This is a genomic window from Desulfamplus magnetovallimortis (assembly GCF_900170035.1).
Taxonomy (GTDB): Bacteria; Desulfobacterota; Desulfobacteria; order Desulfobacterales; family Desulfobacteraceae; genus Desulfamplus; species Desulfamplus magnetovallimortis.
This window is the reverse complement of the sequence record NZ_LT828546.1, coordinates 51,019-64,257: the sequence shown is the minus strand read 5'-3', so window position 1 is coordinate 64,257 and position 13,239 is coordinate 51,019. Positions and strand designations below refer to the sequence as shown.

The following is a 13,239-nucleotide window of genomic DNA, read 5'->3' as shown; positions in this document are numbered from 1 at the left end:
GTACTCAAAGCCCACAGCTATGATCTTTTGAGCCTTGTCAACACTGTCTGAATCAGGATACCCAAGATTAACAAAGATAAGGCAGGATTATCTATCCTGAGCATCCTATCCATCCTGGTTATCCTGGTTATCCTGGTTCAGACAACTGCAATAACTTCTGAAAAAGCAATAAGATGTCGATTTTGAGTAAGTATGTTATGGAGACTTTCTAATAACGTGCCCATTTGCGTCATTTGATTAGAACATTTAACTTATTTTTTTTGGAACAGAAATATTATGTATAATGTGGAATTCTGCTGCCCAAGGGAGGCATTGAGTCGCAACGAAAAACTCATGCGATCCTATTATAATGTGCTAAGGGATGAAATGGATCAGTTTGTGTTGGGTTATTCACTTGTGGACTCCTATCACAATTTCCTTGCAAAAGGCGAACCATATCCCTTTGTGCATACAAGGGAGCTGAAACCACGTGCAAGAATTCCAAGTACTGAGTTTGATTCCCAAAATTCATTTTTAATACTTTTTCTTGAAAACTGCCTGGATGATTCACATAAAAAATATATCCGTTATTTTGATATTAACAAGACAACCAAGACAAATCTTGTAAAGCATAAGGATTTTCCTAATGTTGAAAATTTTCATCGTAATATCAAGAACTTTGACTGTGAAGGCTTTTTTGAATTTGTAAAATCTCTTATGCCGGTTGATTATGCCCTTTTAATACAAAGAGATGATACTGCCCATAGCAGAGACAGATATGCCCTTACCCATTTTCATGTAAGGGTTGACTGGCCGATTGCCGATGCTGCTGAGGATCTTGCAATTTATCTTCGGTATATCTCCAAGGATCTTTATGAGAAAGGGGACAAGTATGCAGAAAACTGCCAGAAGAAATTTTTTGAATATCATGGAATGCCTCTTATGGCAGGGGGAAGAAGAACCGCTGCCATTGTTGCAGCTCAGTATCTAAGAAGAATAAAGGGAATCAGCACAGTTTATGCCGGAAGCAGTGAATCAAGGGCTGTTCTTAAACTTGGTGAGCGGGGAATATCAAAGTCAATACTGATGAGGTTTTCAAGGGAGGAAGTCCGTCAGATAGCAGCGATAGCCGGAATTACCCAGACTAAATTTACAAAAAATTATGCCATAGCACGGGAAAATACCCATGTAATATGCATTTTTAATACTATATATGACTATACTGCACATGCAGTGCCACCGGAAGGAGGGCGTCTCAGGGAGTTGAATTCAGACACAAACTGGCTAACTGTTGCGCTGGAACAGATTCTGCCAAGGCCCGATGTATGGAAATACCCCCCCATTCCATTTAAAATCATTTATGCATAGGAATCGGACTTAAATAACTTGCCCATTTACCTCACCCCCCCAGCCATCTCCATTACTGGAGAGGGGGAATTTGGGTAAGTTAATTAAACCCTATTACATAGTATTTATGGCTTCGTAAAAAGTGGGAAATGTCAAAATCACAATTATGCTCATTTTTTTAGCAGCTTTGCTATTGTTGCCTGGAGTTCTTCATTGGAAAATGGTTTGTGCAGTACTTTATTTATGCCGGCTTTTCCCATCTGACTTTTGTCCATTTTTGAATTTTTTTCAGACTCTACAACATCGCTTTGCGTTGTGATCATGATAATTGGTATCTCAATGGATGAGTATTTTTTTCGGATACCCTGGGCAAGCTGAAGTCCGTTCATTTTAGGCATGTTAAGGTCAGTTATGACAAGATCAGGTTTTGATGCATAAATCTGGCGCAGAGCTTCCTCCGGAAACATGAATGATGTGGGGGTATAGCCAAAGCCGGTGAGCTTGTTCTCATAAAGCTTTAACATCATCTTGGAATCATCCACAACAAAAATCTGAGCTGTTTTACTTTCTGTCCCTTTGGTCTCCTTGGGAACCATCTGTTCAATCTTGTCAGCAAGTGCCTGGTGATTCTTTTTCTTAAGTATATTAAGAAAATGATCCCTTGTTTTCGGATCTGCTTTTGTGGTCACATGTTTTACTGAAAGACGAATGAATGACTCTTCCTGCAGCAGAAAGTTGAATATATTATCTGCCTCGGAATCAATGAGAGCCCCAACAGCATTTAAAGCATCTTCATTACCTTCTCTGACAATATTTTTAAGACCTGCAACCAGTACTTTGGATATATTTTTGTCCATTGCTCTTGCTGCACTCATTCTGACAGCTTCAACTGGGTCATGGATACCAACAGCAAGTGCAATGGCTGATTTGGTTGAAGGAATGCGTTCCATACTCTCATAGGCTGCCTGACGAACATTGGGGTCATCTGGTTTTGTCTTCATGATATCAAGAATCACCGGCAGAGCTTTAGGATCCTTTATATAGCCAAGGGTGGTGATAAGATGAACCATAAAGTCAGAACCTGCATCTGAAGTTGCTGCTGTCAGTATTGGCACAGCTTTACCGCCGATTTCAATGAGGTGGTCAATGGCAGCATCACGAATATTTGTGTTTGTTGACTCCAGAAGTGATGAAAGGCTTTGAAGGGCATGCTGATCCTGTATCTCACCAAGAGCCTTTATTTTAAGGCCATCTGTATCATTGTCGCCTGTAATGGAATTGGTAAGATAATCAACAGCAGGTTTGCCTCCAATCTGGGCAATGGCATCTATGCCAGCCTTCTGAATTTCAGTATCATTATATGACTCCACAAGTTTTATCAATGCAGGCAGGGAAGATTGCAGGCGGATATTGCCAAGGGAAGCGGCAGTCTGGATAATAATATCCCTGTCCTTTGATTTTTCCAGAAGTTTTTCAAGTATGGGAGCTGCATCTGCAAGGATGAGATCTCCTGCAACCTTTATGTAGGTTATCCTGTTTCTTTTATCATCTTTGATAATGTATTTTATAATTCTGTCGTGGTTCCCGTATGCTTTATCAAGGATCAGCTCGTAGAGACTCTCCTGGATTTCAGGGTTGGGAATCTGAAGTGTTGTCAGATATTCAAGAATTGGAAATACTAAGCGCTCCGATGCCTTTGATAGCTCATGAAGAGCCCTTTTCTGAAAATTTGCATTAATTTCCGGGTTGGTAATAAATTGCAAAAGTGCATTTGCCTTGACAATATCTTCTTCTTTAAGGCAAAAAATAAGTTCATCTAAAAATTCTCGTGGATTTATTGCTGACATTTTTTATGTTCTCATTGCTTAACAGAGTTGGTAAAATATTGAGTTTAGATATCTTTTGGATACAAAAAGGTCTGAATTATTGGCAAGGGACTCGGTGGAGCCTATGATAAGGTAGCCATCAGGCTCAAGAACCTTTGCAATGTTCTGGTATATTTTTCTGCGGTCTTCCTCAGTGAAATAGATCATAACGTTGCGGCACAAAATAATGTCAAATTTTCCCATGCCTATGAATGGTTTCATGAGATTCATTTTCCGAAATTGTGCCATAGCCCTGATTTCATCCTTTATTTTCCAGTACTCTCCCTCTTGTATGAAATATTTGTTAAGACGATTTCTATCAAGTCCCCTTGCAACTTCAAATTTGTTGTATCTGCCATAGCTTGCCTGGGCAATGGCAGCATCAGAGATATCTGTTCCAATAAGTTTGATCTGGTATTTTTGAGGAGTAATGCCTATTTCATCCATTGCCATGGCAATGCTGTAAATCTCCTGCCCTGTTGAGTTTGCGGCACTCCACAGACGAATAGCAGGCTTTAAGCCTATGCGGTTTTTTGATCGCTTGTCAATGAGATCAGGGAAAATTTTATGTTGAAGCAGCGTAAAAGGAGATTTGTCTCTGAAAAAATAGGTCTCATTGGTGGATATTGCGTCAATTATTTTATTTTCAATGTTTTTCTTAAAGTCAGCTTTTGCCTTTTTATGCAGTTCTGAATAGGATTTACAGCCCAGCTCTTCCATTATGGGGTTCAGTCGGGTCTCAATGAGGTACTCTTTCCCCTTGGTGAGCGCAATACCCGAGATTTCCATGATATATTTTGCTAATACATCAAATTCGGCTGGCGTGATTTTGATCATGGGATCCTTGCTATGGTCATATTACAGTGTTTGTGATTTCTTCAGCTATTTTTTCAAGGGGAACAATAATGTCTGCTATACCCGACTCTATTGGCTCCTTGGGCATACCATAAACAGTACAGCTATCCTTATCCTGGGCAATAATGATGCTGCCATTTTTTTTCATCATTTCAAGCCCCTTTGAACCATCTGAACCCATGCCTGTCATAATTACTCCGGTTGCACGCCCTACATAATGCTCTGCAATGGATCTGAAGAGATAATCCGCAGAAGGTTTGCAACTGTTTTCAGGTGGGTCATCTGTGATTTTTATGTGTCTGGTTCTGCCGTCAGGACCTGCCACAATTTTCATCTGTGTGCCCCCAGGGGCTATAAAAACAGTGTTGGGTCTTAATGGCTCTCCATTTTCAGCCTCTTTAACCTCAAGGGAACATTTGGCATTAAGGCTTTTGGCAAGGGATTGTGTAAATACAGGTGGCATATGCTGAACAACTACAATTGGGACATTCAGGCGTGGAGTAAGAAGAGGCATCATAAGGGCAAGTGCCTTTGGGCCTCCTGTTGAAATACCTATTCCGATAATTGATGAAGGGGTATGTCTTCTAACAACAGCAACTGTTTTATTTTTTTTTATGGGTGATACAGTTTTGTTTTGAGTTCCAGTAACAACGCTTTTTCTGGATGTTAAGGCATGGGATACAGAGTCTCTTCCTTGTCCTACTGGCTTAATTATGCTTTTTTCTGTAGTAAAGGTTTTTGAAAAGCCCTTTTGGCGTTTAAATGCATTGATTATAGGGGTAAGAGCATCGCTTACTTTCTGCATATTTTCAGCCATTGTACCCTGGTCTGGTTTGGAGATAAAATCAAATGCCCCAAGTTCCAGGGCCTTGATGGTCATCTCGCTACCTCGTTGGGTCAATGTACTGAGCATTACAGCAGATGTAGGTATGGCGTTGTCTCTGATGTGCTCCAACACTTCAATACCGCTCATTTCAGGCATCTCAATATCAAGGGTCAGCAGGTCAGGCTTTAGCGATGCAATGCGTGACAGTGCTGTTTTTCCATTGGTCGCAGAACCTACCACCTCTACGTCAGGTATGTTTTTCAATACATCATTAACAATTTTGCGATAAACAATGGTGTCATCAACGACAAGAACTTTAATTTTATCCATTTATTCTTTTAATACCTCTTCAATATCCAGAATGCCTATAAGTGCGTTTTGGGTTTTCATGACGCCTCTGAAAAATTTTCCCTTCATACCGCTTATGTTTGAGGGTGCAGGCTCTATTCTATCCTGATCCGAGGTTACAACGTCACTTATTGAGTCCACCATCAGACCCACAAGTTCATCCTGGGATCTTACAATGATATTACGGTTTTTCTTGTTGGACCGTATTTGTGAGAGTCCAAGTTTTTTCCCAAGATCCAGTATGGTGACAATTCTGCCACGTAGGTTCAATACTCCAACCACATAATCTGGGGCCTGGGGAACGGTTGTGACTTCAAAATGCTTATTGATCTCCTGTATGCTTAATATATCAATTCCACACAGAGCTTTGCCAACATAAAATGTGGCAAGTTCAGCGTTGTTCTCCTGAATTTTTTTAGGATTTGCAGCCACGGTTACTCTCCTTGTTGATTTTTATTAGAAAGCTTGTATAACATATTGATATACAAGGACTTTCATCTATCTTAAAAAAGCAGGGGGCAGAAATTATTTTTTATAAGAAAGTCCCTGTCTTTTAAGGCTCTAAATGACTTTCATGCTTCGTTGTGGCAGATGGAACTGCCATGACCGTTATATACATTTTATCAGGTATATGGAGTCCACCCTCCTGTCTGTTTCAATGTAAGTTGCGCCATCAGATTATGGCAGCAATTAATTTAGGTACTGCCTTATAAGTTTCATTAGGTTTTCTCTGTCAAGTTTGATCTCATACTCATCAATGCCAACCTCTTTGCCTTTTTTGACATGAGCGTCACTCGCAAGGGAGGTCAGTGCAATAACTTTGAAATGGGTAAGTGTTGGATCGGACTTGATTTTATTTGTAAGTTCAAATCCGTCCATGTTGGGCATTTCAAGATCTGTTACCACAAGGTCAATTTCATGATGACGCTCTTTAAGAAGGTTCCATGCTATCTCACCATCTTCGGCTGTAATAACACTGTATCCCTCTTCGGCCATGAAACCTTTAACCTGATTTCTGAAAAATGCAGAGTCCTCCGCAAAAAGGATAACTTTTTGACGGTTATCTTCAATGGCTGCGGCAACTGCTGCTGCATCCTCTTCAAACCATGATGGGTTAAGGGTTTTGACAACATCAAAGATATCAACCAGCAAGGTTGTGTGGCCGTCAATTATCATGGAGCCGTTGATACCTGTCTGCTTGAGAGTTGAGTCATCAATATCTAAAGAAAGCTCAATGGCATCAACAGGTGGTGTGACCATAAGGCCAAGTTCTCTATTTTTTACGGTAAAGACAATAATTTCTTGTTGTTCAGTCTCAGGAAGTTTTGAGACATTGGCAACCTGTGACAGTTCAAAGAGGGGAAGTGCGCCGCCTCTGTATTGTACAACTTTTTTACCGCTGACCTTTTCAATGGAGGAGACAGGTATTCTTTCGATACGTTCAACAAGATGCAGAGGAGCTGCACAGTGTTCAGACTCTCCGTTTTTGAAAAGCAGAAGAGATGCTTTATCTCTTGCTTTTTCCCTTGCTTCCTCTGCTGCTCTTGCAGCTTTTGCAGTTCTTTCGGCTTCCGCCATTGTGGTAAGATCTGCCATCTGTGCAAGGTTGGATACATCAAGGATAAGGGCAACCTTTCCATCACCCATGATTGTTGCTCCGGCATATCCACTGCATCTTTTTAGGTGACGGCCAAGTGGTTTTACAACAATCTCCTCTGAATCCCTCAACTCATCAACCACAAGTCCATATTTGTGGGTTCCTGCTGAAACAACGGCAATGTTAATGGCACTTGAAGAACGGTATCTTCTGTCCTCACCGCTTCTATGATCCTTATAAACTTCTGCGTTATTATCCTCAGAACCATCCTTGTTGTATTTTGCAGATCTTCTGTCAGCAACGCTTTTGCGCTGGTCAGGATACTCCTTATTATCATCAGGATGTATAAAAGTCTTTTGAATTCCCAGTACTTCCGCAAGATTGAGAAGTGGCAGAAGATTGCCCCTAAGCCTTACGACATCAGCATCCCCTACCTTTTCTATGCGTTCCTTTACCTGGGATGCGGGAATTCTTAGAAGTTCGTCAAGGTTCACCTGTGGTATGGCATACTTCTCATTGCCCACAGATATTATCTGACTTGGAATAATAGCCAGGGTCAGTGGCAGTTTTATCTGTATGTCAGTGCCTTTACCAGTGGTTGAGTCAATCTCTATTATGCCACCAAGTTTTTCAAGGTTGGTGACCACAACATCCATGCCAACGCCTCTTCCCGAGACATCAGTTACTTTTTCTGCGGTTGAGAAACCAGGAAGAAGTATAAGATCAATCTTCTCCTTTGATGAAAGCTCGGAAACCTGCTGCTCGCTCATTAATCCTTTTTTAACGGCGGCTGCTGCAATTTTTTCAGGATCAAGACCTTTTCCATCGTCAGAGATGAGGATATTAACCTGGCCTGCATCATGGAATGCCCTCAGGGCAATTGTTCCGGTTGCTTTTTTACCTTTGGCCTCCCGTTCTTGTGGAAGCTCAATACCGTGGTCAACAGAGTTTCGTACAAGATGGGTCAATGGATCATTGATTGATTCTATAATGGTCTTGTCAAGCTCAACCTCCTTGCCTTCAATCATAAGGTCAATTGATTTGCCAAGCTCCCTTGAAAGATCCCTTACAACCCTTGTAAACTTGTTGAAAACATTGGCAATGGGCTGCATGCGTGTCCGCATGATGGCTTCCTGAAGTTCGGAGGTTATCATGTCAATGCGCTGGCTGGAAAGCTCAGTTGCTTTGGCATTTGATGAGTTGATACCCTGAATTAACTGGTTTCTGCTCAAAACCAGCTCTCCTGCAAGGTTCATGAGAGTATCAAGAAGATTGACATTTACCCTGAGAGAGCCCATGGGTTTTGAAATATTCATGGTTCCGCCGTCACCATCAGAGTCATTGTCGCTTTTCTGCGGTATCGGGGCTGGTTTCTTTGCAGGTGGCGGCTGATAAGTCTTTTCATTTATAGTTTTGCTTTGAGCAGGCGGTGGCGGGGTTGGTGTCTGTGGTTGTGCAACCGGTGGGGCAGTTGGTACAGAAGGTTTTGTCACATCTTCATGGGCAGGTTCGCTAATGGGCTTTGGGGCTGCTTGCTGTGGGTTTTGTTCAGATGCTGGTCTGGAGGGTTGTGTAGTAGTAACAGGAGTCTCTGTCGGAGACGGTGAAGGGGGCTCAGCAGAAGTTGTCGTGGCTGGAGCCGCCAGAGTAGGCATTGCCTCTGGAATGGATTCAGTCTCAGCAGGTTCGTTTGAAGGCGCAAGCATTTCGTCTGTAACAACATGGATGTACTCATCAGCAAGGTCAAAAAGAGTACTTGCCATATCTGGTTCCAGAATTGATGCAAAAAGAATCTGAAACGGTATTCTGGTTGAAGCTGATTGATCTCCAAGGGTGCCTACAGAATCGAAATCAATCCTGGAGTCAATAATATTGCCGGTTTTTTCAAGGGAATCGAGAAGTTCAATGGGGTTTTTGTTACTTCTGTGAATATCCTTGATAAGATCATATTCAACAAGATAGGTATATTTCCCTTCATTTTTGGCCTGTTCAATACTGTATTGGGATACAGATGGAAAGATCCTTCCATCCTGAAGAATAATGTTAACTGTGTTTGTTATTATATCTTGTTTGTCTTCGGCAAGGGTTGACTTGGTAATGTTGGCAAGGGCATCAGTGATATCAGAGACATCCTCATCATTGCTTGTCTGGATATTCTGCATCAGGCTTTCAAGTTTGTCAAATCCAGTAAGCAGAACACTTATGCGGTTTGGGGTGGGGACAAGCTCTTTATTACGGATAAGGTCAAGAACATTTTCAAGGCTGTGGGCAAGTCCTTTTATTGTTGTAAGACCCATAAATCCTGCACCACCTTTAATTGAGTGGGCAGCTCTGAAAACATTATTTACAATGTCTATATCAATGTTTTCTCCCTCACCCTCAATTGTTAAAAGGTCGCTTTCTATGTCGGAAAGATGTTCAAGGGATTCTTCAATATACATCTGTAGAATTTCGTCATCTTCAATCATTGTATATCTCCTGAAAGGGTTTTGGGTGAATATGGATATTTTTACTTAAACCTTCATGGTTGAAAATAAAGACCACCCTTGATAATTGAATTAATGCTTGATAATTGAGTTAATGAGGGTGGCATTCCATGATAAAATATTACCTTAAATAGGCATGCTTCATTTACCGGTTTACACTTTCTGGGACACATGTCCATTTATCGGGAAGTTCCATCAAAAAAGTGTAAACTACTTTTGGGATGATATGAAGGATGCACTTAAATATTACCTTTTAAGTTATTAAAACAGGCAATAAAAGTCAAACAGCATTAATCTATATTTTTCTTACAATAAATCCTTGTTCAGCAGGAAATTCAATTTCAAGAATTGATGTTGAATTGGGTTGTGCGTCAGTAACTTGCAAACCTTTATCATTTGTTATTGAGACTACTTTGCTTTTTAAAGGCTGGCCTTTATAAGGTAGAATCTCTATGTTATCTTCAACAGAAACCTTGTTTTTTATGGCAATAACGAATCGGTTTTCGGAGAGTGTTTCTGAAATTCTTCCGGCAAAACTGTGAATTTTCCCCTTGTGGATATTTGAATAATTAGGGAGAACATTATCATCTTCGTTAAAGTAGAAACCTGTACAGTAAGGTCTGTGGTAAACAAGATCAAGCTCTTTTCTCCAGCAATCCTTGACAGAATAGTTTTCCGGATCAGAAGCGTATAAATCAATAGCTTCTCTATATGTTTTTACAGTTGATGCAAGGTAGGATATCCCTTTCATTCTGCCTTCAATTTTTAATGATGTCACCCCTGAATCAAAAAGTGCTGGAATGTGATCAATCATACAAAGATCTTTGGAGTTAAAGATATATGTCCCTCTGTCATCTTCTATAATTGGATGGTACTCTCCAGGTCGTTTTTCTTCAAGAACTGAATAGCGCCATCTGCACGGGTGACTGCAAAGCCCCTGGTTGCTGTCCCTTCCGCTAAGTACAGTGCTTAAAAGGCATCTTCCTGAGTAGGAGATACACATGGCACCATGTATGAATACTTCTGTCTCAATGGTTGTATTTTGATTTATCTGTTTTATGTCAGATAGGGGTAGTTCCCTTGCAAGGTTGATCCTTGTAACTCCAGTCTCCTGCCAGAATCTAACAGCATTTATGTTAGTCGTATTTGCCTGGGTGCTAAGATGTAAGGGAATATGGGGAATGATAGACTTTGCAAGAAGAAGTATGCCTGGATCTGCTATTATTACAGCATCTGGCTTTAGATGGGCAACTTTTTCAAGAAAATCATGAATTTCAGGCTGGTCAATGTTTCGTGAGAATATATTACAGGCAAGATATGTCTTTACGCCTCTTGCTTTTGCATATTTTATTGCATCTGCAAGTTCTGGTTCAGTAAAATTTCCAGAAAAATTTCTTAGGCTAAAGGATTTTCCTGCAAGGTAAACTGCATCTGCACCGTAATCAATGGCTACATGGAGCTTTTCAAGGTTGCCTGCTGGTGCCAGAAGCTCTGGTTTAAAAGGAATATTATGCATGTATTATCAACTCAGGGTTCATAACTTTTTTTACAGGTTCATTTACCATGAAAATGACTATCATTTTTATATTTGGGGGTGATTGATACGTAATCATTTATGCCTGTTTACCGTGAAAATGGATACAAATTTTCATATTCGGGGGTGGCTGAGTCACAGCCATGTCCGTTTACTATGAAATTAGTTGAGGGGATGGGGATTGTGGTGCCCCCGGCAAGAATCGAACTTGCGCACATGGATTAGGAATCCAATGCTCTATCCACTGAGCTACGGGGGCATAATGCAGAAAATTGTCTGTCTGTTTGGCTATTCAACCAGTAATCTTTGTCCAGGATAAATTTTACTGCTCTTTGTAAGATGGTTCAATGCCAGAAGACGCTGGAGAGTCATATTATATTTTTGGGCAATTGTAAAGGGGCTGTCACCAGATTTTACCCAGTAAGTTGATTTTTTTATTTTTCGGGGTGGACAGCTTGATGTCTCACCTTGGGGTATCAAAAGAGCCTGTCCTATGTTAAGGTCGTGGTTTGACAGATTATTTTTTGCCTGGATGGCCTTGGTTGTGGTGTTGTATTTCTGGGCAATAATCCATAGATTGTCGCCGGATTTTACAGTATATTTTATTGTTTTCTGGTTTTTAATTCTTGAATTGTTTGCGTTTGCAGTTGTTCTGGATCTATTTTTCTTTTTTGTAGCTGAAGATGGTATTTTCAGAGTTTTGCCGACCTTCAGAATGCTTTTTGTTGATATATGGTTTGTCATTGCAATCTTAGAGACGGATGTACCGTATCTTTTGGCTATGATGGAAAGAGTCTCGCCTCTTCTTATGCGATGGTATGTATATTGTTTGGGGGAAGAAGAAGATGACGATGATGTTGCTGTTGCTGATGGATTTAGATTGTCAATTGAAGCAAGAAGTATATCTTTTTTACCTTCAGGGACTTTAATTGTGTAAGGTTCAGGAGGAAGAAGGGCATATTTTAGCTCGGGGTTCAGAGATTTTAAAGTTGAGAATGGGACAGAAATGGCACTTGCAATGTCTTTGAGGCCTATCTGTTTACTAATGTCTGCGGTCTCAAATTTGTAGGGAGTTGCTATGTCGTCAATATTGATATCATATTTTTCAGCATTGTTAATTATGTGAAGGGTAGCAAGAAAGCGGGGAACATACCTTGCAGTTTCTGATGGCAGCTTTTTATAAAGATCCCAGAAGTTATCGAGATAGTTGATCTGTTGGCTTCTGATTGTCCTTAAAACTCTTCCCTCACCGCAATTATATGCCGCAAGCACAGTTGACCAGTCTCCAAATATCTTATGAAGTTCAGACATGTAAGATATTGCAGCGTGAGTTGATTTTATAGGGTCTAACCGTTCGTCAATGAAATAATTTCGCTGAAGTCCAAATTTATATCCTGTTGAGGGTATAAACTGCCATAAACCAAGCGCTCTGGCTGGTGAGAGAGCCTCTACCCTGAAGCCGCTTTCAATTAACGGAAGCCATGACAGCTCTTCAGGAAGTCCTGCTTTTTTAAGCTCTGCTGAAATGTATGGTCTGTATCGACCGGATCTTTTAAGTGCTCTTATGAAAAAATCTTTTTCACTGCCGGTAAGTCTTTCTATTTCTTTTTTTACGTATTTATTGAGTGTTACAGGTATTGCATTGTGTTTCCCTTTAACTACTATATGTCTTGAAGCATAGATTTCAAGAATGCGTTTGGATATCATGAAGCGTAAATCTTCTTTTTGCTGATTCAGTTCTGTATCCACATTTCCATCCAGTTCCAGTATGGAGGAGTATGCAGCATCCAGTTCGTTCAGTGCTTTGTCAAGTTCCCCTTTTTCCCACAGCAACTGGGCTGACTCACACAGTTCAAGTGCGTGGTCTATCTCTTCTGATGAGAAATTCCTTTTTGAAGTTGCTGAATTGTTTGATGTTTTGGCAGTATTGTTCTGTTTAGATGAGTATGGGGTGGAGTATGCGCCGCTGTTGCTCTCATTGTCATGTTCAAGGGCTTGTTGGTTTTCAGGAAAATGTTTCAACGTAAAATGACGATTATCTGTTTTTTCGGGTTGTGCAAGTGCATTGAGATGGGACTCTTTTTTTGTGGAAGCACAGCCAGTCAAGAAGTTTGCTGCAATTATAAAAGTACTTATTATTATAAACATGGTGCGTATTGTCATCATGATATTATGTTATCCTGTGAATTTAAGGGAATTGTTGGTATCCTTATATCTCCCGGGAAAAGCAGTTTGTGCTTGTTGGGAGAATCTTCTGAAAAGACGGCATTTACGTCGGTTTATTAACTTGGGAATGCTATTGTTACACAAAGCCGACACCTATGATCTTTTGAGCCTTGTCAACATTGTCTGAATCAGGATGTCCAAGATTAACAAGATAAGGCAGGATTATTTATCCTGAG

The 13,239-nt window shown here is 40.6% G+C and carries 8 protein-coding genes and 1 tRNA gene; 1 reads left to right on the top strand and 8 read right to left on the bottom strand.

All coding sequences use genetic code 11. The annotated features are described in order from the left end of the window. Positions 1-276: 276 nt before the first annotated feature. Positions 277-1,347 (top strand): hypothetical protein, encoded by a 1,071-nt coding sequence (locus MTBBW1_RS13255; protein WP_186441263.1) that lies wholly within the window; start codon positions 277-279, stop codon positions 1,345-1,347. 149 nt (positions 1,348-1,496) lie between these two features. Here the strand turns inward: MTBBW1_RS13255 and MTBBW1_RS13250 are convergent, their stop codons facing one another. From MTBBW1_RS13250 to MTBBW1_RS13215, 8 genes are all read right to left on the bottom strand, one after another. Next, entirely contained in the window at positions 1,497-3,173 is a 1,677-nt protein-coding gene (locus MTBBW1_RS13250) for a HEAT repeat domain-containing protein (RefSeq protein WP_080804256.1), read from the bottom strand. An 18-nt stretch (positions 3,174-3,191) separates the two neighbouring features. Continuing rightward, complete coding sequence (locus MTBBW1_RS13245) at positions 3,192-4,028, bottom strand: CheR family methyltransferase (protein WP_080804255.1); 837 nt, start codon at positions 4,026-4,028, stop codon at positions 3,192-3,194. 16 nt (positions 4,029-4,044) lie between these two features. Further along, positions 4,045-5,202: a protein-glutamate methylesterase/protein-glutamine glutaminase gene (locus MTBBW1_RS13240; protein WP_080804254.1), complete on the bottom strand. Its 1,158-nt coding sequence runs from the start codon at positions 5,200-5,202 to the stop codon at positions 4,045-4,047. Continuing rightward, a complete protein-coding gene (locus MTBBW1_RS13235) occupies positions 5,203-5,652 on the bottom strand; it encodes a chemotaxis protein CheW (RefSeq protein ID WP_080804253.1) in 450 nt (149 codons plus the stop codon). It abuts the gene before it with no gap. Between the two features lie 258 nt (positions 5,653-5,910). After that, positions 5,911-9,285, bottom strand: a complete 3,375-nt coding sequence (locus MTBBW1_RS13230; RefSeq protein WP_080804252.1) for a hybrid sensor histidine kinase/response regulator — start codon at positions 9,283-9,285, stop codon at positions 5,911-5,913. A gap of 313 nt (positions 9,286-9,598) precedes the next feature. After that, entirely contained in the window at positions 9,599-10,819 is a 1,221-nt protein-coding gene (locus tag MTBBW1_RS13225) for a peptidase U32 family protein (RefSeq protein WP_080804251.1), read from the bottom strand. A gap of 202 nt (positions 10,820-11,021) precedes the next feature. Then, positions 11,022-11,096: transfer RNA gene (locus MTBBW1_RS13220), tRNA-Arg, on the bottom strand. A 29-nt stretch (positions 11,097-11,125) separates the two neighbouring features. Then, positions 11,126-13,003 carry a LysM peptidoglycan-binding domain-containing protein gene (locus tag MTBBW1_RS13215; protein WP_080804250.1) on the bottom strand — a complete coding sequence of 626 codons (1,878 nt, stop codon included), beginning with the start codon at positions 13,001-13,003 and terminating at the stop codon, positions 11,126-11,128. Between the last annotated feature and the right edge of the window lie 236 nt (positions 13,004-13,239).